Genomic DNA, 23324 nt, shown 5'->3' with positions numbered 1-23324 from the left:
CGCTGCTCTCTATTTTTATAAGAAAGGAGCTTCAAATGGATGCATCTTTAACAGAATGGGGAGCGCTATTTACGCAGCTAATCGCTCGCCTTCCTTTAACTCTATTTATGCTGATTATATCGTTGTTTTTAGGGCTTTTTCTTGGAGTAATCATTGCCATTATTCGCATTAAGCAAATCCCGGTTTTATGTCAATTATTGACGGTATTTATCTCTTTCTCTAGATGTACACCGCTACTTGTCCAATTATTTTTAGTGTATTTTGGTGTCCCGCAGTTATTGGCGGCAGTGGGGATTTATATTAACGATTTAACACCACTTGTTTTTGCGATTGCTACATTTAGTATACATATTTCGGCTTATTTATCAGAGGTGATTCGCTCTGCCTACATGGCAGTTGGACCAGATCAGTTAGAGGCATGCTATAGCGTGGGCATGACGTATACGCAGGCGTTACGTCGCATTATTTTACCACAAGCATTTGTGTTAGCATTGCCGAACTTAGGCAATACGACGATTGAACTGTTAAAGGATACGACAATCGCCTTTACAATCGGGGTACTCGACATTATGGGGCAGGCGCGTATCATTATTGGTAACAGCTACGGCTTAGGGATGTTTAAAGTGTATGTCATCATTTCAATTATTTATTGGACCGTTTGTGCGTTAATTGAAGTGACAATTCATCGTTTAGAAACACGATATAAAAAGGGTCGTGTGAATGTGGCAAAATCATAGGGGGGAAGAAAATTGACCGTTTTTAATTGGCAATTTGCGCTTGAACATGTCCCCGAGGTGTTAAAAGGGGTTCCGATTACATTACTGATTGCCGTCGTTGCGATTTTAATCGGCTCGGCTCTTGGGCTTGCGATGGCGTTAGCTCGTATATATAAAGTGCGTGTTTTACATGAAGTAATAGCCGCGTTTGTGTCATTTATTCGAGGCACACCATTACTAGTGCAATTGTATGTCTTTTTTTATGGTGTACCGGTCGTAGTCGATTGGTTAAATGAATCATGGGCACTTGGCTGGGATGCACATAGTGTCTCACCGCTATTTTATGCATTTGTCGTATATTCGCTGAATGCAGCGGCATACACGACGGAAATTTTCCGTGCCTCAATCAATTCGATTCCAGGTGGGCAAATGGAAGCCTGTCACAGTGTCGGCATGACAACATGGCAAGGCTTGCGTCGCGTAATTTTCCCACAAATGATTATTATGGCGTTACCGAATATGGGAAATATTTTTATTAACCTAATTAAATCAACATCATTAGCCTTCGCAGTGAAAGTAGTAGAAATTTTAGCTATTTCAAAAATGCTAGCGAACCAAGGCTATAATTTCTTAGAAATGTACTTAGTAGCAGCGGTTGTTTATTGGATAATTTGTATACTACTCGAAGTGCTGTTCCATGTTACAGAAAAACGTTTAAGCTTATATAAAAAGAAGGAAATTACAGTGTGATCATAAAGAGCTGCCGAACAAAGGCAGCTCTTTTGTATTCGTAAAGTTGTGTCTTTGTGGTATAGAGTGCTAAAGTATTGGCTGTGTTATTATAAATGAGTAATGAAAAAGAATTACATATTTGTGGTGCGATACTACAGCTATGCTTGTGTAAGAAGGGAATAAAGTGATTTAATTCCAAAAAAATTATAACAAGTATAACCCCGTTCATGATTTAGGATGGGGTTAAAAATAACGGCTACAGTAAAGCTTCACGAGATTTCTTCATTTGAAAGGGGAATGATAAACTTTGAGCTTAAACAAAGATATTATTTATACGGGAGTTAACACGCGTTCTTTTTATCAAACACCAGGAGGTAGAGTATTCAATTCAATAGAGGAGCTGAATCAAGAGTATGATATTGATGCAAGTGTACCTGATTTTAATTCCATAGGAAAATGGTTCGCAAGTGAGAGTGCGAAGGCTCAGGAAGAACTGGACTGCACGCTAGACATTCCATATGGACCTACCATAGCTGAAAGACTAGATGTTTTTCACGGTGAGCCAGGAGGACCCGTCGTGGTGTTTCTTCACGGAGGCTATTGGCGAACGCTTACAAGCAAAGAATTTAGTTTTGTCGCGCGAGGACTTGTGGCTCAAGGCGCTACAGTTATAATTCCTACATACGCTTTATGCCCTGCTGTTACAATCGATGAGATTGTTCGCCAGCATCGTGCAGCGGTTACTTGGGCTTACAATCATGCTGCAGATTTCGGTGCAGACCCCAAACGATTAGTTGTCACAGGTCACTCTGCGGGTGCTCACGGAGTCGCAATGGTGCTCGCAACGGATTGGGAAAATGATTATGGATTACCACCCGATATCATACGTGGTGCATGTGCGATTAGTGGACTATTTGACCTTCAGCCGTTACCATACACATTTGTGCAGCCTTACTTGCAGCTGACTTGGGATCAAATTTTGCGCAATAGCCCGATTCTTAATTTACCCAAATTTGCTCCACCGCTACTAGTAACCAGAGGTGGTAAGCAGACTTCCGAGTTCCTGCGCCAGTCCGATGACTTCTACGCTGCATGGAAATCATCGGGTCTTCCAGGCGAGTACTGGATTCAACCTGAGTGTAATCACTTCGATGAGTTGTTCCCACTCACTAAATCCGACAGTGAACTTACCAATAAAATAATTCAACTAGCTATCGGCTGAATGACATAGAGATAAATACCCATGTCATGAATGGATGATGCATTCATTGTGAAATAAAAATGAATTTTGTTAAGCTAATTCAACTTTCAATAAACGGGCTCGATTGTAGAGCAACACTTTAGGAAATGATGAACCTTTTTTATAAAAGTCTCATGCTGAGCTAAAATGAAAACCTCCATTTTGATCAATCTTTTACAAAATGGAGGTTTTGCATTTGCTGTTAAATAAGGGGTGAATAAAATTTTTTACTTAAATTTTATTACAAACCAACATGACCTGATACTATGTCAAGAAAATGGACAGGGAAATTGAAATTTTGCTTTCAATCTAAGTGCGCTATCGTTTGCTCGCCTCACAAATAATTTAAGGGGCGTAACCCTTAAATTATTTGTGAGATTAAAAGGGGTTAATTATATGACCTTCGTTTTCTGTGAAGTTTTGAAATATTGCTTTTCGTATGCAATGGGCGACAAAACCTTAGAATTTAGTTTAATTCTAAGGTTTTTAAGCTTTAAACAACGTTCTTTTATATGATTAAACTAATAAGACTTTAATTATGAAGCGAAATAAATAAAAGGTAATTTAAGTATCTGCATAATTTTTTCATATTTATTGTTTATACTTTTTTATGAGAGGGGCGAATTTTTAATTGAACAAAATCTCTACAAAATTAGCAACATACTTTTTTATTGTTGTCCTAATATTAGAGTTATTTCTTATGTATTACCTTCATCAAAATATGATCAATACAAGAGTTGAGGAAGAATTTTCATTATTACTAGCAAATGGCGCAAATCATCGTGATGTGCTTGTTGAAAATTTTACAGACATGACAATAAAACATATCATCTTGATGGAAAAAAATGAAAATAGAGAAGTGGCGATTACAAATAGTACAGGTGACATCATTAATAGTTCTGATCGATCTTACATGTTGCTAGAAGAGTACAACCTTTTAATCAATGATCTTAATAATAAAAAAGATGAAGTTATAGTTTCGGATTGGAGAAGGTCCCCTTATATTGTGAGCGCGCACCCTTATAAAGTGAGTAAAAATCAATCTGGCTATGTACTCATGTTTCAAAGCACAAATTCTATGAATCAAATGGTTAATGGTATGAATATGCATTTTGTTATCTCAGGAGTGACAATTTTTATTGTGCTATTTGTTGTATACGCAATATTATCTAAAGTTTTAACAAGACCATTAATACGTATGAAGGAGGCTACTGAGAAATTAAGTAAAGGTGATTTTAATGTTAGCTTACCTATATTGGGGAAAGATGAGATTGGTGAATTATCAAGTTCCATTCAGAAGTTAGCTAATGATTTACAACATTTCAAAAGTGAGCGCAATGAATTTCTTGCATCCATTGCACATGAATTAAGTACACCATTGACCTATTTAATTGGGTATTCGAAAGTAGCTATGAGAAAAGAGTTAAGTGAGGGAGAACGAAATCACTATCTTGAAATCATCGGTGAAGAGTCAGAGCGAATGAAGAATTTAGTGAAAAATTTATTGGATTTAGCGAGGATTGATGAAACTTCATTTACGATATCTAAACAATACTTTTGGGCTCGTCCATTTTTCGAAAATATTTATAAACTTGTTGCACCTTCATATGAAACAAAAAAAATAAAACTAAACCTAAACCTTGTTTGTGAAAAAGACTTCCAAATATACGCTGATTCCATTCGATTGGAACAAATTATGCTAAATCTATTGGACAATGCTTTGAAGTATTCAGATGAAAATTCGGAGGTTACTATAGAAGTCTATAATAAAGACAGAGAAACGATTATTTCCGTAACGGATACAGGAATTGGGATTCCATCAGATGAACTGGCGTTTATTTTTGAAAAACTATACCGAGTGGAAAAATCAAGGTCACGTATATATGGTGGTTCGGGAATTGGACTTGCTGTTGTGAAAGAATTAGTAGAGGCTCATGGTGGTACCATTAATGTTAAAAGTAAAGTAGGAGAAGGGAGCATATTTACAATAACATTATAGTCGGAGGTTTGATGATGCAAACAATTCTTTTAGTTGATGATGAACAAAGGATGTTGGATTTAGTTGAATTATTTCTAATTCCTCAAGGATATACGTGTATTAAGGAAACGAGTGCCAAACATGCAATCGAAATACTAAAAAAAGAAAAGGTACACCTTGTTTTACTAGATGTCATGATGCCTGAAATAGACGGGTGGGAGGTATGTAAATCCATTCGAAAATTTTCGAGTGTGCCTATTATTATGCTTACTGCAAGAACCAATAAAATAGATTTAGTTAAAGGTTTGAATACAGGAGCGGATGACTATATTACAAAGCCATTTGATGAAAGAGAATTGGTCGCAAGAGTAAATGCATTATTACGCCGTGTTTCTGATGAAACGAGTCAGACCTCCGTAGCTTACAATGATTATATTTTAGACACGGAAACGTATTCTTTGAAGTATTTGGAAAGAACTGTTCAACTTACATTGAAGGAATTTTATATTATGAAAGCATTAATTTCTAGACCTACTAAAACGTATACGCGCGAGGAATTACTACAGATTGCCTGGGAGTATGAGACAGAGACGGATAACAGAACTGTGGATTCTCATATTCGGAATTTGAGAGAGAAACTTAAAAAAGCAGGATTTCCAACAGATGAATTTCTAATAACTGTTTGGGGAATCGGTTATAAATGGAGTTAAATTGTTTTTTATAAAATTTGAGGTGAATACAAATGAAAAAGCTTGTTGTAACTTTATTTGCTGCAATGATATTAGTGGCTTGTAATGGGGAAAATACAAATGAAGAAAATGTTTCTGTAAAAATTGAAACAGAGGATATTAAAGAGATGGTTCACAATTACAGTGTACGTGATACCGAAGCCAAATCTGCTTCTATCACATCTCAGGAATTAATTGTGAGTGACAACGATGGAACCAAGACAATCTATGAACTACCAGAAGACGAGTTTTTTGTTTCGATTGCCCCTTACATAAATGAAACACATCCTTGCGAAAACCACAGCTTAACAGGCTGTCAAGGTGAATTAGGGAATGAACAATTCAACGTATATATTGAAGATACAGAAGGAAAAGTAATAGTGGATGAAATATTACAAACACAAGCAAACGGATTTATCGACTTGTGGCTACCACGTAATGAAACATACCAAATAAAAATTGAACATGAGGGTAAAATGGTTAAGTCCGAGTTTTCTACATTCGAAAATGACGGCACTTGTATTACAACGATGCAGTTAATTTAATAAGAAAATGCAGGTGTTTCATAAATGTATAGTGTATTGTCTGAGATTAGCCAAACAATAACAGGACCAATTTCTATATTTTTAAATTCATATGCACACTCTCCTATGATTGTTGCACTCCTTTTAGGATTAATTGGTGCAGTTGCTCCATGCCAAATAACTGGAAATGTCAGTGCCATCACTTTATATGGTAATCGTACTATTCAAATGAAAAACAATTGGGGAGAAATACTTTCCTTTATTATGGGAAAAGTTGTTGTTTATACTTCAATAGGATTGTTAGCATGGATTTTTGGACAACCATTTGAAACACAGATAAACGAATACTTTCCCATATTTCGTAAAATAATTGGTCCATTATTAATCATTACAGGATTTGTGCTTTTAGGCATTGTAAAATTAAAGTTTCTAAATCGTTTAACGATGCATCTTCCTATGCGCTTAAAAGGAGGTAAGTTAGGATCCTTTTTACTTGGATCGAGCTTCGCCATTGCTTTCTGTCCAACGATGTTTGTTCTCTTCTTTGTTTGGTTAATGCCTATAGTTCTAGCCACTTCTTATGGACTGGTACTACCAGTAATCTTTGGTGTTGCAACATCTATTCCCCTTATCATTATATTAGTCTTAATTTGGTTATTTGATGTAAAAGGGTTAATTATGAAAAAGAGTGTGAAGGTAGGGGAAACGATTCAAAGGTTGGCAGGCGTTATTTTGATTATCATGGGTGTTTTGGATGCCATGATATATTAGGGAATATAAAACCACTACTTATCTGCATAATTTTTGCATATTCAAAGTTTATAATGGGTGGCAGTTAATCTAAATGAGCTTATTAGGAGGATTAGAATGGTAGCTAAAAAAATAATGAGTATGATGCTGTTATCTGCATCATTAACACTTGCTGCATGTGCAGAAAATACGGAAGAAACGTTGCCAAATGAAACAACTCAAGAAGAGAGAAGTGCAATGACAGATCATAACATGGATAGCATAGAAGAAATGCAAAATCATGAAGCCATGAATGAAATGGACCATTCTAGCATGAATCATTCTGGTTCAGGTGAAGTTCCAGATGGATTAAAAGCAGCTGAGAATCCGACATTCCCTGTTGGAAGTAAAGGAATAATCCAATCAGACCATATGGGAGGCATGAAGGGGGCTGAAGCAACAATTGTAGGTGCATATAATACTACGGTATATACCGTCTCTTATACACCAACGATGGGAGGAGCCCCAATTACAAATCATAAGTGGGTTATTCACGAAGAATTAGAGGGTGTAGCCGAGGCTCCTTTAGAACCAGGAACAGAGGTAAAGATGAATGCAGATCATATGGAAGGAATGCATGGGGCAACTGCCACAATTGATTCAGCAGAAGAAACGACTGTTTATATGGTGGATTTTACTTCTATAACAGGTGAGCAAATAACAAATCATAAATGGGTAACAGAGAGCGAATTATCAGCAATTGAATAAAGTGAAGTTTTCAGAAGAAATTAAGAATATTGGAGATTTTCTTTGTAAGTTCGAATTATAAAAATAAGGGCACATTGTCGGTATGATATGCTCCCCAGTAGATAAATACATTTTTATTTTTTAATCCGTCTACCTAACGGGGAGCATATCAATTATAAAGGGAGGTACCAGGCTTTTTATATGCGTTATTTGGTTGCGGACTTACAGTGTTCTGAACGTATCTCTAAATATGCTCATACATACGCTAAAGCATCCTCTGTTAACATAATACTATCTATCTCCTTTACGGATTACTTTAATATAATGGCCTTTAAAACGTACATCTTGTATCCGTAATCCTACTACGTACTAATTGCCCCGTATACCGCTTCCAAATAGTATTAACCTTTTACTACTCATTTTTTAGGTTGCAGGGGAGGGGGAGTCGCCACTGAAATTGAATAGCAGACATTCGTAAAGTGATCACAATTAGGACGATCAGCGTCAATTCAAGAGGAGAGTTCCAGCCCAGCCAAATACAAATCGCACATACAATCGTTAAAATGGTGTGAATTTCTTCTTTCAACGCAAGTGGTTTTCGACCAGCGATGACGTCACGAATCATTCCTCCTCCGACACCCGTAAACATCGCTGCCAAAATCATCACGCCTAAATCATTCGAAAAAACTTCACTAGCTAACATGGCTCCCTGGAGAGCGAAGGAAGCAAGGCCAATGGAATCAAAAAATAACCCCCATCGTCTCCAATGATTAATCCATTTCAGCGGTATTAATACGATCAATGTCAGCGTCATGATCACTGTTAAAATGGTGGAATGATCCCAAAGTTCAGTAACCGGGACACCAATAATCAAATTTCGAATGACCCCTCCACCGAAAGCCGTGATAAAGCCGAGTGCATATATGCCAATAAAAGAAAATCTCGCTTCAAGCGCAACAAATGCGCCAGTTGCTGCATAAGAAATAATGCCGATAAAATGTAGAATAGTCCAAGACATAGCGTTAAAAACCCCTCCTTATAAATGTTGATTTTTTGAAGTTATTTGAGTAGGAAATGTAAACGACAAAATACAAAAGTTATATTTCTGCACAAAAAAACTCCACCACAAGTTATCTTTTAATAAGACCTTGTAGTGGAGTAATTAATTAGCAATACCTACTAATGCATCATTCCATTGGAAATAATAAATAGCGTTCTAACAAACTGTTTTATTAGAATGCCATTGATAAAGTTTGTCTAAATTATGTCCGTACCATTTATTATACTACGGGCATCCCGAAAAACAAGATAAATTTATAGCTATTGAATTTTTTTACAGCTTTAATGTAGTATGAAATTGTTAGGGGTGAAAAACATGGGAAAAAAGGAAACAGTATTTAATGATATTGTGCGGAAAATGCGGAAAGAGATTTATGGGAAGGGACCGGAGCGAATTTATACGCATTTCGTAGAGAATATGGCGGTTACCACCATGCATGGTATTCTAACTCCAACCGAAAAATTTATCACACAATCCGAAGAAGGTAAAAAAGTAATTCATAGTGCTAGAACCCAAATGATTCAAGATATATATAAGATGCAAGTCCCGGAAGGAATGGAGGAGCTCATCGGTTCAAAGCTGCTGCATTTATTTTCGGATGTAAAGATTGAAGAGGATATGGCTGTTTCTGTCTTTATTTTTGAAAAGCCAATTGTGTAGAAAAGTGGCCTTATTCTATTACTTTGAAAAACTCCCCATTCGATAAACAGATTGTATTTTTCATCTGTCTACCTAATGGGGAGGGAACTTATTTTTTTATTGGATATTTTTCTAAATCTTCACTTGCCCGATTTACCATCGCGGCCATTTGCCCTCTTTTAATATGATCGTTCGGGTAAAATCCACCGTCTTCTTTTCCTCTAATAATGCCTTCGCTACATAGCTTTAAAATATCTACATACGCCCAATGATCTTTTCGTACATCATAAAAAGGTGATTCCGTCGTATTAGTTATTGGGTAGTCTAACACTCTCGATAATATGGCTGCAAATTGCGCTCTTGTAATTTTGGCATTTGGTTCAAATATGTTGGCACTCGTTCCATTAACAATATTGTATTGATGTGCAATTTCAATAGCCCGTTTTGCCCAATGGTTCGTTGGCACATCCTTAAAGTAGTTCGATACTGTTTCGTTTGTTTTGTCTAAACCGATTGCGTTTACGATGATAGAAATAGCTTGTGCTCTTGTTAAATCACCGTTTGGATCAAATGTGTATTCGTTCTTGCCTTTAATCCAGCCTTTTCGGTAAAGGGACATAATATCATTCTCAGCCCAATGATTTTCTGAATCGATAAAATGATGCTGTCCATTTGCCCAAGCCGAATAAAAATTCCATATTCCTTTATCTGCTTGAGTTAATTCCCAACTACCAGTGCCTCTTAAATTGTATTTCTCTACTAATCTTAATTTATATTTTAAAGATAAATCATTTTCATGCCATAGTGTATAATTCCCCGGTGTTAATTTTTTACCACCAATGTACGTGGGGGAGTCACTGCTTTTAACTGTGAATTTAGCATAAGGCGATTTAGAAGCATCATCAAAATAAAGTTTTCCTTTATGCTTATTCACTATGCTTTTTACAGCGCTATTCGCAATACCATAGCCACCTATTGCTTCATCATCTTTCCAAATTCGACCATAAAAAGGAAGGCCTAAAACGATTTTATTCGGATTTACTCCTTGTTTTAATAAATATTTAATCGAATTTTCAACAAAAGATAAACTCGCGACAGGACCAACCGGACCACCATGCCAACTTTCGTCATATGCCATTACCATTAAGTAATCGCTATACTCACTTAGTTTTAAATAATCATATGAACCATGCCATCCAGTTGTCCATCCATTCGGATTTGCAGCAACAGCTATCGATACTGTTTTATCTTGAGGCATTTTCTCGCGTAATAATCGAATAAAATCTGTAAATGCTTCTTTATCTGTGTAGTTTAAATTTTCAATATCAATATCGACGCCATCTAAATTATTTTTTACAATCGAATCCGCGAGTTGAATGGATAACTTTTCCCGGTTTTGCAAGGCGATTTGCCCTAATTTACGATCAAAATGGTTAGAGATAAATGGTACTACTTTTAATCCTTGACTATGTAATTCTTCTATTAAACGCTGATCTATTAAAGATTTCAGACTGCCGTCAGCGTTTAATTCATAAAATAATGGGGTAGCTGTATTTAATGCACCTTGAGTTAACTCTATATTTTTTATGTAGATGTCAGTAGTTTCACCATATAAATATGACATGTGGATGTCATTTACTGAGGCAACAGCACTAAATGGAGAAGCTAATAATGCAGTTAGCATAGCGGGGACGAATAAATATTTTTTAAATTTATGCTTCATTATCATTTTCCTTTGTAATAGATTTTTAACGACATCATTATCTATTACTTTGGTTGACTATATCAATTATTAAAATATGGTTTCATTGAGTTGATTTGGAAATTTGTGATATTAAGAGTTTCGTTGAAGTTATCTTTCAAGTAGCGTAATCTTTTAGAAAATAATGTATGATAGTGTCAGAAATTAAAATGCGGCGTATAGTCTTGTTGAACAAACTGTTGTTAATGCGGAGGTAAGGGTAGTGGTAAAATCTAATATTCTTATATTTAGCTGTCTAACTTTAGCGACCATATTCGGAATATTCGGTCAGGATGTTGCTTATTTTATGAATGAAAATATTGCTTCAATAGCACCTATATATTATTTAACTATACTAACCGCTACAAGCGTTTTCTTGTATTTAGTCACAATTGTATTAACCTATATCGCCAGTAAAAAGAAAATATTGGATAAAAATAAACTTGGTGTATATTTCCTTATCATTGGTTTTATAAGCATACTTACTTCTCTTTGGTCATTATTTGTTTTGGCCATGTGGTGGAGTTAATAAAACCAATTTTTACTTAGTTGTTAGTAATAAAAGAATTGTATTTTGGTAAAGTACTGAAGTTCACTTGACCGATCAAGAAGAAAGCTATCAGGTGGAAAGAGGGATAGTTATGAAGCAACTTTATATCAAACAGAAGGTGTTTAGTCTAAGTGGTAAATTTACGATAAAGGATCAACAGGAGCAGGACGTTTATTATGTGGAGGGCAGTTTTCTGCAAATTCCAAAGACGTTTTCTATTATGAATGCTGCAAGAGAGGAAGTCGCCCTTATTACAAAAAAAGTGTTTAGTTTTTTACCGAAGTTTTTCGTTGAGGTGAATGGTCGAGAGGTGCTGACGATTAAGAAGGAGTTTTCGTTTTTGAAAGCTCGCTATACGATTGATGCGGCAGGGATTGAGGTACAAGGGAACTGGTGGGATATGAATTTTCAGGTGTTACAGCATGGTGAAGTGATTGGGAAAGTGAGCAAGGAGTGGTTCACTTGGGGCGATAGCTATCAAGTTCAAATCGTGGATGAACAAATGGAAACGATCATTATTGCCCTTGTGATCGCAATTGATTGTGTGAAAGCTGACCAAGCAGCAGCTTCTGCAGCAGCGACTTAATGTAGGGACATATAATATAAAAGGCTGACGGATTTTATTGCGCAGTAATAGCTAGCGCTTTTTTGTGAAATATTTATACAAATATCGCAAGAAAGGTGTGCTTGACGTTATGGTTTATCATGCAAAAGTAGATATGTTTTCTATAATATTTATATTCTTAATGATTTGGGGAATGGGGGCTATCACACTACTCCTCTTCATAGCCTCATTAGCAACTGTCATGATTATGTCTACGATGTTTATCATTTCAGCCATTTTTTTATGGTGGTACGTCATTTCTATTAAGTATGTTTTACATGAACATTACCTATTAGTTAAAGGTGGGCCATTCAAAAGTAAAATTCCGTATCAAAGTATAACAAAGGTTGCGCCAACGACAGATCAGTTGACGGGCTATCGCATTTCAGCATCTGATAAGGGAATTGAATTATTTTATGAGGTAGCGGTGCATCGTAGTGTACAAGTTTTGCCGAAAGATAAAATTGAGTTTATCGCTGAGTTAAGAAAACGATGCCCGCATGTACAGTTTTCTGAGAATCAAGAATTCGAATAATTAGTTCTTTTATGGGGGAAGAAAAGAAGCCATAAAGATAAACAAACGCGAATGCTAGTAAATTGTAGCATTCGTGTTTTATTTTTCGTTGCCACTTAGTTGTTATCTAATTTTTTACCATTGTATATATAAATCAACTTAAAACTGTCGACATTTGTAGCATTCATATCGTAACCTCTGTACTTTGCAACTACCTACTATAAAGGAAGATTAAATATTTTTACCCCTACTAATAAAAAAACGTTGCTGCGTCCGGTCAAAACCTCCCGGTACGAGCAAAGCATTCATTTTTTAGCCAAAATGCAAGCAGATTTTTAAAGTCAATCGTTATGCTGGAACATTAAATTGCACTTGTATAGATAAAGTTATGTTCCTGTGCCCGCACCAGCACAACAAAAATGCCCAGTGCTAACACAATTGTCCACTGAACAACAAATTGCATGAAATTTTGCGCAAGCTAAAAATATTAAACAATTTCGTTATCCTGATATTTTGAGTTTCTAACAATACAATTAAACTACAAATGTAGTATAATTGCTTTTTGTAAGTTTGAGTTTCTCATTACATATTAATAATTTTAGATCGAGTTGTCCTAAGTTATTAATAATATGACCGAAATGAAACTTTATGCCTTTGCAGTTCCTCTATAAATAGTAGGGATGATCAACATAAATCATCAGTGAGCTATTGCCAGTTGTAAAAGGGGACGAACTAGACAGATCAGATATTCCTTCGTATCAGACACCATAAGTATTTCTGTATCCGTTTATCCTATGTTAGGGAAATTATTCAGAATGTCCTGTTGTTTTTAAGGGTGAGTCCATTCGGTCCTATCATTTTTGAATTGGTTAATATACCATCCATTGTTTAAGGTGGATGGCGCAGGTCTTGCTAAAAGTTGATTTATCCTGTTTGATGATTTATGCAAAATTCCGAAGAGAGGATGCCGGTAACTGATGCCCATTCCAGAGCACAGATCGAATTCCCATAGAAATGACATCAGTTGATCGGGGTGATCAAACGAAAAAATTAAATGGATGTTTATACATCACAAGAAAGGAGTGCTTATCAATGGGAAGAGTACAAGGTAAAGTAGCATTAGTTACAGGAGGGGCTTCAGGTATTGGGTTATCTGCAGCAACATTATTGGCAAAAGAGGGCGCAAAAGTAGTCGTTGCCGATTTTAATGTAGAAGGAGCGAAGGAGGTAGCTGAAAATATTAACGCACAAGGCGGAGAGGCTATCGGTATGTTCCTTGATGCAGGTAATGAAAATTCAATTAAAGAAGCAGTCGAGCAAACAGTACAACATTTTGGTACGATTACAGTTCTATTTAACAATGTTGGCTTAACGAATCTTCAGAAAGATTTAGATGTAGTAAATCTTGATTTAGAGGAGTGGGATCGACTAATGAATGTCAACTTAAAGAGTGTATTAGTTGGTAGTCGCTATGCCATCCCACATATGGCGAAAGCTGGTGGCGGTTCAATTATTAATACAGCATCAATGGCTGGATTCACAGGCGACGTTGTGCGTTCTGCTTATGGCGCTTCGAAGGCAGCTGTAGTGAACTTAACGAAATACATCGCTGCTCAATACGGGAAAGACAAAATCCGCTGTAATGCGATTGCACCTGGTTTAATTTTAACACCAGCTGCAAAGCGCAATATGAGCCAACAAGTATTAGATATTTTCGCGAAGTACAATGCGTTACCATACCATGGTGAAGCAGATGATATCGGCTATACAGCTGTATTCCTAGCCTCCGAGGAGTCTAAGTTCATCACTGGTCAAACGATTCAAGTTGAAGGCGGCCATTATATTGCCAACCCAAGTGCTCCAGACTTTATGGAATTAATGCGTCAAGCACAAAAATAGTTTTTCTATAAATAGAGCACGAGTGATGAGTTATAAGCAAATCACTCGTGCTTTTTTATAAAAATTGAAATTCTAGTTTTCGGTGAGAGTTATACTCAACTTCCAGATTTGTTCAACATTTTGAGGGTTGATGGCGTATTTAGGATAGGTAGTTGAACCGAATATGTTTTTCAATTGTACAAAGCCTTTTTCGGATATGGATGGTTTTACAATCTCTTTTTTATGATTGATCAGTTGGCCGGTCGTATCTTTAAATGTATCCGAGGTACAAATGTGAAAATAGTTATCTGCCATGCCTGCTGGTAAAGGGTTCGTGAGGTTTTGGAAATGGGCAAATACTTTCCAAAAGGAATGCATTTTTTCTATCGTTTCTTTTGATAGTTTCACACGGTTAATTTGAATCGCATTCACTTTAATCCCTAAATGTTTATATTCTTCTGCCAGTTTAAAGGTTAGCATTAATAATGCCATTTTCGAGTCGCCGTACATCTTATATGTGCTATAAGCCCGCTTGCCTTTATACTCTCCGCGCAAATTGTCGAATTCAATCTTCCTTTTCGGGTCAAAGAAGTTTTTAATATTTGTCGTACAAGCATGAAGAACTCTTGGGTCTGGTGATTTTGCCAGATGATCTGCCAATAAGCGAGTCATGAAAAAAGGACCGAATGTATTCGTAGCGAAAGACAATTCGATATGCTCGGGACTAAGTTTATATTCTTTTTCACCATGATTTAAGTACGCCGCGTTATGAATCAGGATGTCCAACCGCGGGTATTTAGCTTTAAAAGCAGCGCAAAATGTACGAATCGAATCAAAAGAAGAAACATCCAGTTCCATCAAATCTACATTTGTATTTTTAGTCGTTTCCATAATATCGTGTTGGACAGCTGTACTAATTTTCAGATTGCGGCAAGCCATAATCACACGATATCCTTCTGTTGCAAATTTAAGAGCAGCTGCTTTACCAATCCCAGAATTTGCGCCTGTAATAATCACAATTTTGTCTTTCATCATGAACCTCCTGTGTTTTACCTATATTTGGTCCTTCTACGTTCCTAGCTTTTCATATTATATATCTTATGTTCTATATGAATATTTTTTGATACGCATCCAATTTGAAAGCGGTTTTTGAATTGTGTCGTTATATAGGAAAGATGAAGTGAGTATTTTGTCTGTGAAAAAAGGGATGCATGATGGTGTTATATTTCAGTAGGATGACAAACATTATTTCATTTTTCATATTAATTTCCACTATAACTAGCTCGCCTCTACTCTATGAACGAGCAAGTGTCTTGTATCAATAATGTTACTAAAAAATAACGCTTATTATCTACTAATATTTGTATAAACAGTATATATGACAAAAATCGCCTTGAAAATGAAATATAAATGTAAAAATACATGTATATTATCAGTGCTATAATGGTCCCGTGTGTAAAAATGACTGTTTACCGGTTAGTATTATGGGAGGCTTTTTAAGTGAATAAGATTGTAAGGAGAGGGGCTTTGGCTAGCTCTTCTATGTTATTAGTTTCGACTCTTTTATTCGGTCCACAAGCGTATGCCAATACCTTAAACGATTTAAAAGATGAACAAAAACAAATGGAACAAAAAAAGAATGAACTAAACCATAAAATAAAAGAAAGTGAGAATGGAATTGAGGCTAATCAGACGAAACAAGATAGATTATTAAATGAGATTTTAGCACTTAATAAGGAAATTGTTGAAAATGAAAAGTCAATGGATCGTGTGAAAAACAATATTGATATAACAAAAAAAGAAATTGAAACATTACAAGAAGAGATAAAAGAGCTAGGCATAAAGATTGAAGATCGTGAACAATTATTAAATGATCGAGCACGTGCATTACAATCTAACGGTGTAGTCAGTTTTATCGATGTATTAATTGGTTCTGACAGTTTTATCGATTTTGTTGATCGTTTCTCAGCAGTTAACACGATAATGGAAGCCGATCGTGACATTATGAAGGAACAAAATGAAGATAAGAAATCTTTAGAAACAAAGAAATCGGCGTTGGATGAAAATCATTTGAAACTCGAGCGAGATTACAGTGAATTGGTATCTTTAAAGAATGTATTAACTAGTCAAAAAGCGGATAAAAATACATTAATTGACCAACTTGAAGCTGAACAAGAAAAATTAAAACATTCAAAACAGCAATTGGAAGTTGAATATGAAGAAGCTTATGAAATTAGTGAAGAGTTAGAAGCGAAAATTATAAAAGAACAACAGCGGATGGCGGAATTGGCACGTGAACAAGAGAACAATAAAAACTCTGGTTCATCCAATGCTGTTGTGCCATCAAGTGGAACATGGACGACACCAGCTTATGGCAGATTTACTTCTGGTTATGGATGGAGAAGTTTTGGTGGTGGTGAATTCCATTATGGGGTGGATGTAGCTAATTCTATAGGGACACCTATTATGGCAGCCGCAGATGGAATCGTTTCTTATGCAGCACCCCTTAGTACATACGGTAATGCAGTTATGTTAACTCACTCGATTAATGGTGAGATTTATACAAGTGTTTACGCTCATATGAGTTCTATTGGTGTGAAAGCGGGACAAACTGTATCAAAAGGACAAGAAATAGGGAAGATGGGCGCAACAGGTCGTGTCACAGGACCACATTTACATTTCGAGTTACATATCGGCACTTGGGCAGGTCAAAAGGTTGGTCATGTCAACCCATTAAGATATGTTCCATTTTAATTTTAGGCGCTGTTAAACGTTCATGTTGATTATTGTGAATAAAAACGAGGGAGTTCCACTTATTGGGATTCCCTTGTTTTTATTCAAATCGGGTGTTTAATCGTTCTTTAAATATATAACATGATCACTTCTGTCCACTTGAAAAGTTACATCCTCGTCTGCGTTAAGCATAGAAGCAGAGGTTACTTCCGTTCCATTTTCACCCGTAAAATAGATGCTATACCCATTGTTTTCAGGGTATCCATACAAATAACAAACTACTTTTCCGTCCCTCATAAACACTATTTGGTTCATTCCTTCATTTACTGTTTCACTGATGTTACCCCATTTATATCCCACTGTTTCATATATCGTATCTTTTGTTGTATATGGGTCAAAAGAGTAAGCTACATCCCATTCAAATGGGGTGATATCGGTTAAATTTACCGTTTCAACAGATTGTTCAATGGATAACACTTCGTCTTTCAATAACTCTGCATTCACTTCCCATATATCTTTCTTGATTAGGCTTATGGATACGGCAATAAACAAAAGAATAATTACTACTATAACTACTGTTTTTTTGCTGTTCATCTTACCACTTCTCCTTCTTCACATAATCAATTCTTCTAATTTGTTAATTCGATAAGGATTACACATAGAATGTTGACGGCCTCAGACTGTCATATGTTTCCGTCATTTCAAATACAAATGAGGTTAATAAAAATTCCTTTATGTTACTCCCCAATTTATTTAAACTATGCATCGACAAGCCGCTCATTGATCCATTAACAACGCCAGTGGACAGCTTGAACAAGTTACATTAATTATACAAATACTGATAGATGATGAGCGTGGATTTTTAATGGCATGATTAATAAAAGGTGCTAGCTCATTGATGGGAGCAGAGGCGACTCGATTTCTAACAGGAAAAGCATGAGTTGAAGCTGTGCCTAAGGAAAGTAAGTCATTACATTCATCAACCAATAAGAAAATATTGGAATAACAAATTCCGTGGATGTTTAAAAAAATTGGGTAAATTATATAGAGGTTTATTTTTGAAAGGAGCTTTAGAGCAATGGGAAGAGTACAAGATAAGGTCGCACTCATAACGGGTGGGGCGTCAGGTATAGGATTATCGACCGCGCTATTATTAGCGAAAGAAGGGGCAAAAGTAGTCATCGCGGATTTTAATGTGGATGGCGCGAAGGAAGCGGTAGAAAGTATAAAAGCCCAAGGTGGAGAGGCTGTTGAAATATTTCTCGATGCGGGAGATGAAAAGTCCATTAAGGAAGCAATCGAATATACCGTTGAATATTTTGGTCAGATAACCGTATTATTTAACAACGTTGGATTAACGAATCTTCAGAAAGATTTAGATGTTGTAAATCTGGATCTAGATGAATGGGATCGACTCATGAATGTGAATTTAAAGAGTGTGTTGCTTGGGAGTAGGTTTGCTATACCGCACATGATAAAGGCTGGTGGCGGCTCGATTATTAATACAGCATCGATGGCTGGATTTACCGGTGATGCGGTTCGTGCTGCATACGGAGCATCTAAAGCAGCGGTCATCAATCTGACAAAGTATATCGCTACACAATACGGAAAAGATCATATTCGATGTAATGCAGTGGCACCGGGTTTGATTTTAACGCCTGCTGCTAAGCGAAATATGGCGCCTGAGGTGTTGGATATTTTCGCTAAATATAATGTGTTACCTTATCATGGTGAACCGGATGATATAGGATACACGGTTTTATTTTTAGCTTCCGATGAATCTAAGTTCATCACGGGACAGACAATCCAAGTAGAAGGCGGACATTATATTGCCAATCCGAGTATTTCAGATTTTAATGAATGGATGAGGAAGGCGCATAACTAAGTTTCATGCAAAATATAAAGCAAATAGGAGAGCCCTCATGAGTCAAAATAAAACGAATGTTCACTATGCCTGGTGGATTTTATTAGGACTATGTATTATTGTCGGTTTAGGAAAAGGTGGTCTAAATAATTCCGCGGGGCTTTTTTTAACACCTGTTACAAAAGATCTTGGCGTAGGTATCGGAAGTTTATCGCTATATTTTAGTATATCAGCCATTGTGACGATTATCATTTTACCGATAGCTGGAAAATTAATGATGAAATATAATACGCGTTTATTACTAGTGATTGCCATCATTTTGCAAGCTAGCGCATTCGCCTTATTTGGTTTGATGAATTCGGTTTGGGGCTGGTATGTGTTAGCTATTCCACTAGCGGTTGGTGGAGTGGTCATTACCGTTATCGCAGGTCCTGTGTTAATTAATCAGTGGTTTAAAAAGAGTAATGGACTGGCGCTCGGCATTTTAAGTGCTGCAGGTGGGGCGCTTGGAGCAGTGGCACAGCCGATCGTTGGGAATTTGATTGCGAATCAAGGCTGGAGAGCATCTTATGTGATTGTTGGTATTGCCATTATTTTAATCGTTGTCCCTGTCATATTTCTTCTTATCAGGAAGTCACCAAAAGATAAGGGGCTACTGCCATATGGGGTAGAGGAAGCAAAAAACACGGGTGATACGAGTGCTAACGAGGCAAGTAATAAAGGTGTCACGATGGTTGTAGCGAAGAAATCTTCGGCTTTTTATGCATTAGTACTCTTTTTCTTTTTAGTTACCTCAATCGCGAGCTTTTCGGTGCATATCCCGACGTTTTTAATGAACAAAGGATTTGATGTAACATTTGCAGGGAGTGTGATGAGTATCTATATGATTGGTGTACTCATTGGGGCACTGATTATTGGCTTTTTAAGTGATAAAATTGGGTCGAAAAATACAACACTTTTCACGATGATTGTCGGATTAGTAGCGATTTGCTTGTTATTATTCCTTGCCTCTAGCTCAATCATTATTATGGTGGCTGTTGGGCTTTTCGGGTTTATCTCTTCCTCTATTGGAACATTGGGGCCAGCTCTGACAACAAGTTTGTTTGGCAATAAAGAATACAGTCAAATCTATGCCAATGCATCCTTAGGACTAGCCATCTCGTCGGTCGTTGCATTGCCAGCATATGGCTATGTATTTGATATTACCGGAAGTTATAGCTTAGTTTTATATGCCATTGTCTTTATGCTGATCATTAATATCGGATGTGTAATCCTTGCATTCAAAGGGAAAAAGAAGTTAGAACAAGCAGGTTTTTGGAATGAATAGATGCATAAAATAAGCATTGCACAAGTGGTTTGCCATAAACAAGTCACTTGTGCAATTTTGCGTTATTGTGCATGAAGGATCGAATCTACTATGCTAAGTTACGATTACTTGAACCATCTTAAAACTGGCGACATTTGTAGCGTTTATATCGTCACCTCTGTGCTTTGCAACCACCTACTATAAAGGAAGAGCAAATATTTTTCCTCCTACTCATTAAAATCAATCATGTGGATGTCTGGATCGTGTCACATAAAAAAATCGAGCAAAAGCTCTCGGTAAACGTTCAAAAAGCTACCGTATCCGAGCAAAACATCGATGTATCCAGTCAAAAGCTCGCAAGATGTAGGTTGATTTTTAAAATCAATCGTTATGCTGGAATATTAAAATGAACTTATATAACAGGGACTATCTCTGAAATTTTAATTTCCTAAAAATGATATTTCTGAATCTTTTTTACCGTTAGTTCGTAATAGTATGATGTGAATAGAGGAAGGGGGTGAAATAGTGGAGAAAACGCGAAAAATAATGCTAGGTGTAACAACGACTGCACTGACAATTGGTCTTGCGGGGTGCGATTCATCAAGTGTTGAACTTCCACCGCCACCTACTGATCGAGATTGTGATGATTGGGACTGGGACGACGATCAAGGTGTGTGGGTATGTGATGATGATGACTCAACCTACCGCGGTCATTACTACTATGGCGGCCGTTATTATAAGGATAAAAATTCATTATTAATAAGTAGTGACTATGAAAAATATAAAAATAGTGCCTCATTTAAAGGAGGAACCCAGTCAAGTTCAGGATTTGGTAGTGGATCAAAAAGCTACGGTGGATAAAAGTTAAAGTGAAAAGGGAGGATTTATGTGAATTTATATATTAATTTTTTAGCGTATTTAGGAGTTGCCTTGCTTCTGCTTGTTGTCGGAGTCGCATTATTTACCATTAGCACGCCGAAGATTAAGGAATTTAAGTTGATTGCTGAGAAAAATGTGTCAGCGGCCATGCTTCTTGGTGGAAAAGTGATGGGGTTAGCGCTTGTTTTAGGAGCCGCTGCTGAATATTCTGTATCATTAGTGGATATGGCCATTTGGGGCGTTATCGGGATTGTTTCTCAAATCATTGTGTTTATTCTAGCAGAAGTCATTACGATCCGTTTTAGTATTCAAAAAGCGATTGAAGAAGATAATCGAGCAGTAGGGACGATGCTATTATCGTTATCATTAGCAGTTGGTTGGATTTTAGCGAAATGTTTATCTTACTAACTTGAGGTGGGAAAGTCATTGAAACAATTAATTTACTATATGGATAAAGGGAATGGGCACTATGAGCCGTTCTATGAATATATGATTCCAAATGTAGGCATGGATGAATGTTATGCAAGACAGCTATGTACATATTTTATTATGAAAGGAACCCAATATGAGCTAACGGCGAATGAGATGGATGGAGACCAAGAGATTTTAGTAGTGAAAGAGTTAGGAAGAAATCTGTCGGGGGAAGATGAAAGAAGCTTTCGAGGCGAAGGGATACATATTGAGTTTCGAAGCCCGAATGAGCGAGAAAATTATCGGTTATTTTCTCGTATTCCTTGCAGCTCTCATTTTGAAGTACTTCGCTTTCTTTTAAAGGACGTTGTGGATGTGCCAGGAATTGGACAAAAGCTTGTTACCTCTACAGAAATTGATGAAGACCGCGGCGTGTATGTCATATATGTGAAGGATTTAGAAGAGATTTGACGGAACAAATGTATCATACAAAGCGACGGCAATTTTATGAGAAAATAGAAGGCTTTTGGGCAGATCTTTACGAGGAGGAATATGCACTTTATGATATGGCGCTTTTGACTGAAGCTGAGGTTGCTCATATCCGTCTGGTCAGTGAACGAATTGGTTCCATATTTTTTAAAATGGGGTCCTTACTTCGAAAGGTAACTGATGAAACTCTTCTTGACATGGGCTTTTCAAAAGAGACTCTTTCCTTTATTAGGTTAAAAACACTTTCGGCCGAGAGTGTCATTTCACGACTTGACCTGATTCCATACGGAGATAGCTATAAGTGTATTGAAATGAATGCAGATACACCTACATTTATTAAAGAGCTATTTTTTATCAACGGAATGGTCTGCAAAGAATTTGGTGTGGAAAATCCAAATGAGGGAATGGAGCCACTTTTACGAAAAGCCGTTCATGACAGTTTATACGGTAGCACGAATAAGAAATCCCCTCATATTGTCTTTACGGCTCACGAGGATCATATCGAGGATTATGAAACGGTGTTGTATCTTCAACATAGTGTACGGTCCTCGAAGTTTACACCCCTCCATCAGTTACATATTCAAAAAGGCGTAGGGCTTTTTGATGAAGAGGGGAAGAAAATAGATGTTTTGTATCGTCAAACTTTCCCAATCGAAAATTTGATACTGGATGAAGATCATGATGGAAATCCAATTGGTTTATGGTTATTGGAGCTGGTTGAACAGAAAAAACTTGCTATTATTAATCCTCCTTCCGCCTTTTTACTACAAAATAAAGTTGTGCAGGCCGTTATTTGGGGATTACATGAAGAGCAGCATCCTTTTTTTACGGAACAAGAGCATCAATGGATTGATGACTATTTCCTTCCGACATATCTTGAAGCGGATGTCTTTTTACAAAAGGGGCTTGCTTATGTGAAAAAGCCTGCCTTTGGGAGAGAGGGAGACACAGTAGAAATATTTGATCAAGCTGGTCAGTTAATGCATGCGAATCGTCAAAGGTCTTATTCGGCGTATACCCCTGTCTATCAGCAATACATCGAGCATCCTACAATTCCCTTTCGTAGTGAGAAGGGAAAACAGGAAGGTAACTTGTTGTTAGGAAGCTTTCTATTAAACGGAAAAGCAGCAGCCATTGGGTACCGAGTTGGGGGGAGGATTACGAATAATCTTTCCTATTATTTGCCTGTAGGTGTAAAGAGATAGGGGAAATGTTTTCAGCAAAAGAATCCATTTTGTCTACAATGTGAGCCTTATGTTGAA

24 protein-coding genes are annotated in these 23324 nt (G+C 36.8%); 20 read left to right on the top strand and 4 right to left on the bottom strand.

Annotated elements, in window-relative coordinates:
• The first annotated feature begins 35 nt into the window (after positions 1-35).
• The 8 genes from ACQQ2I_RS11930 to ACQQ2I_RS11895 all read left to right on the top strand — a co-directional run bounded on the left by ACQQ2I_RS11930 (position 36) and on the right by ACQQ2I_RS11895 (position 7415).
• Positions 36-737, top strand: coding sequence for an amino acid ABC transporter permease (locus ACQQ2I_RS11930; RefSeq protein WP_431027019.1), 702 nt, complete (start codon positions 36-38; stop codon positions 735-737).
• Between the two features lie 12 nt (positions 738-749).
• Positions 750-1466, top strand: a complete 717-nt coding sequence (locus ACQQ2I_RS11925) for an amino acid ABC transporter permease (protein WP_431027018.1) — start codon at positions 750-752, stop codon at positions 1464-1466.
• Positions 1467-2025: 559 nt separating this feature from the next.
• Positions 2026-2670, top strand: a complete 645-nt coding sequence (locus ACQQ2I_RS11920) for an alpha/beta hydrolase (RefSeq protein ID WP_431027017.1) — start codon at positions 2026-2028, stop codon at positions 2668-2670.
• 649 nt (positions 2671-3319) lie between these two features.
• Entirely contained in the window at positions 3320-4687 is a 1368-nt protein-coding gene (locus ACQQ2I_RS11915; protein WP_431027016.1) for a sensor histidine kinase, read from the top strand.
• A 14-nt stretch (positions 4688-4701) separates the two neighbouring features.
• On the top strand, positions 4702-5376 hold the full coding sequence (locus ACQQ2I_RS11910) for a response regulator transcription factor (RefSeq protein WP_431030503.1): 675 nt from the start codon (positions 4702-4704) through the stop codon (positions 5374-5376).
• A 26-nt stretch (positions 5377-5402) separates the two neighbouring features.
• The gene (locus tag ACQQ2I_RS11905; protein ID WP_431030502.1) at positions 5403-5939 is read left to right on the top strand and encodes a CueP family metal-binding protein; all 537 of its coding nucleotides are present in this window, start codon (positions 5403-5405) and stop codon (positions 5937-5939) included.
• A 24-nt stretch (positions 5940-5963) separates the two neighbouring features.
• Positions 5964-6689, top strand: a complete 726-nt coding sequence (locus ACQQ2I_RS11900; protein ID WP_431027015.1) for a sulfite exporter TauE/SafE family protein — start codon at positions 5964-5966, stop codon at positions 6687-6689.
• A 96-nt stretch (positions 6690-6785) separates the two neighbouring features.
• On the top strand, positions 6786-7415 hold the full coding sequence (locus tag ACQQ2I_RS11895) for a YdhK family protein (RefSeq protein ID WP_431027014.1): 630 nt from the start codon (positions 6786-6788) through the stop codon (positions 7413-7415).
• A gap of 391 nt (positions 7416-7806) precedes the next feature.
• On the opposite strand, the gene ACQQ2I_RS11890 is transcribed toward ACQQ2I_RS11895, so the two are convergent.
• On the bottom strand, positions 7807-8412 hold the full coding sequence (locus ACQQ2I_RS11890) for a trimeric intracellular cation channel family protein (RefSeq protein WP_431027013.1): 606 nt from the start codon (positions 8410-8412) through the stop codon (positions 7807-7809).
• Positions 8413-8769: 357 nt separating this feature from the next.
• Between ACQQ2I_RS11890 and ACQQ2I_RS11885 the strand changes: the two genes are divergently transcribed.
• Positions 8770-9114 carry a DUF2294 domain-containing protein gene (locus ACQQ2I_RS11885; protein WP_431027012.1) on the top strand — a complete coding sequence of 115 codons (345 nt, stop codon included), beginning with the start codon at positions 8770-8772 and terminating at the stop codon, positions 9112-9114.
• An 88-nt stretch (positions 9115-9202) separates the two neighbouring features.
• On the opposite strand, the gene ACQQ2I_RS11880 is transcribed toward ACQQ2I_RS11885, so the two are convergent.
• Entirely contained in the window at positions 9203-10816 is a 1614-nt protein-coding gene (locus ACQQ2I_RS11880; protein ID WP_431027011.1) for a glycosyl hydrolase family 18 protein, read from the bottom strand.
• 241 nt (positions 10817-11057) lie between these two features.
• Between ACQQ2I_RS11880 and ACQQ2I_RS11875 the strand changes: the two genes are divergently transcribed.
• The 4 genes from ACQQ2I_RS11875 (at position 11058) to ACQQ2I_RS11860 (ending at position 14401) form a co-directional block, all read left to right on the top strand.
• Entirely contained in the window at positions 11058-11363 is a 306-nt protein-coding gene (locus ACQQ2I_RS11875; RefSeq protein ID WP_431027010.1) for a hypothetical protein, read from the top strand.
• 112 nt (positions 11364-11475) lie between these two features.
• Entirely contained in the window at positions 11476-11970 is a 495-nt protein-coding gene (locus ACQQ2I_RS11870; protein ID WP_431027009.1) for an LURP-one-related/scramblase family protein, read from the top strand.
• 109 nt (positions 11971-12079) lie between these two features.
• Positions 12080-12523, top strand: coding sequence for a PH domain-containing protein (locus ACQQ2I_RS11865; protein WP_431027007.1), 444 nt, complete (start codon positions 12080-12082; stop codon positions 12521-12523).
• A gap of 1071 nt (positions 12524-13594) precedes the next feature.
• Entirely contained in the window at positions 13595-14401 is an 807-nt protein-coding gene (locus tag ACQQ2I_RS11860) for an SDR family NAD(P)-dependent oxidoreductase (RefSeq protein ID WP_431027006.1), read from the top strand.
• Positions 14402-14473: 72 nt separating this feature from the next.
• On the opposite strand, the gene ACQQ2I_RS11855 is transcribed toward ACQQ2I_RS11860, so the two are convergent.
• Entirely contained in the window at positions 14474-15415 is a 942-nt protein-coding gene (locus ACQQ2I_RS11855; protein ID WP_431027005.1) for an SDR family NAD(P)-dependent oxidoreductase, read from the bottom strand.
• A 465-nt stretch (positions 15416-15880) separates the two neighbouring features.
• Between ACQQ2I_RS11855 and ACQQ2I_RS11850 the strand changes: the two genes are divergently transcribed.
• A complete protein-coding gene (locus ACQQ2I_RS11850) occupies positions 15881-17134 on the top strand; it encodes a murein hydrolase activator EnvC family protein (protein WP_431027004.1) in 1254 nt (417 codons plus the stop codon).
• A 96-nt stretch (positions 17135-17230) separates the two neighbouring features.
• Here ACQQ2I_RS11850 and ACQQ2I_RS11845 read toward each other — a convergent pair whose 3' ends face one another.
• Positions 17231-17707, bottom strand: a complete 477-nt coding sequence (locus ACQQ2I_RS11845) for a hypothetical protein (protein WP_431027003.1) — start codon at positions 17705-17707, stop codon at positions 17231-17233.
• Positions 17708-18191: 484 nt separating this feature from the next.
• On the opposite strand from ACQQ2I_RS11845, the gene ACQQ2I_RS11840 reads away from it, so the two are divergent.
• The 6 genes from ACQQ2I_RS11840 to ACQQ2I_RS11815 all read left to right on the top strand — a co-directional run bounded on the left by ACQQ2I_RS11840 (position 18192) and on the right by ACQQ2I_RS11815 (position 23267).
• Complete coding sequence (locus tag ACQQ2I_RS11840) at positions 18192-18998, top strand: SDR family NAD(P)-dependent oxidoreductase (RefSeq protein WP_431027001.1); 807 nt, start codon at positions 18192-18194, stop codon at positions 18996-18998.
• A 37-nt stretch (positions 18999-19035) separates the two neighbouring features.
• Positions 19036-20304: an MFS transporter gene (locus tag ACQQ2I_RS11835; protein WP_431027000.1), complete on the top strand. Its 1269-nt coding sequence runs from the start codon at positions 19036-19038 to the stop codon at positions 20302-20304.
• Positions 20305-20808: 504 nt separating this feature from the next.
• Entirely contained in the window at positions 20809-21144 is a 336-nt protein-coding gene (locus ACQQ2I_RS11830) for an aminotransferase yhxA (RefSeq protein ID WP_431026999.1), read from the top strand.
• Between the two features lie 27 nt (positions 21145-21171).
• A complete protein-coding gene (locus ACQQ2I_RS11825) occupies positions 21172-21570 on the top strand; it encodes a DUF350 domain-containing protein (protein ID WP_431026998.1) in 399 nt (132 codons plus the stop codon).
• An 18-nt stretch (positions 21571-21588) separates the two neighbouring features.
• Entirely contained in the window at positions 21589-22044 is a 456-nt protein-coding gene (locus ACQQ2I_RS11820; RefSeq protein WP_431026997.1) for an RNA helicase, read from the top strand.
• The gene (locus ACQQ2I_RS11815) at positions 22041-23267 is read left to right on the top strand and encodes a glutathionylspermidine synthase family protein (protein WP_431026996.1); all 1227 of its coding nucleotides are present in this window, start codon (positions 22041-22043) and stop codon (positions 23265-23267) included. Before ACQQ2I_RS11820 ends, ACQQ2I_RS11815 begins: the two co-directional genes overlap by 4 nt.
• Positions 23268-23324 lie beyond the last annotated feature (57 nt).

The organism is Lysinibacillus sp. LZ02 (assembly GCF_050613145.1).
Classification (GTDB): Bacteria; Bacillota; Bacilli; order Bacillales_A; family Planococcaceae; genus Lysinibacillus_B.
Note: the sequence above shows the minus strand (reverse complement) of the source record. Positions and strands in the feature narration are given on the sequence as shown.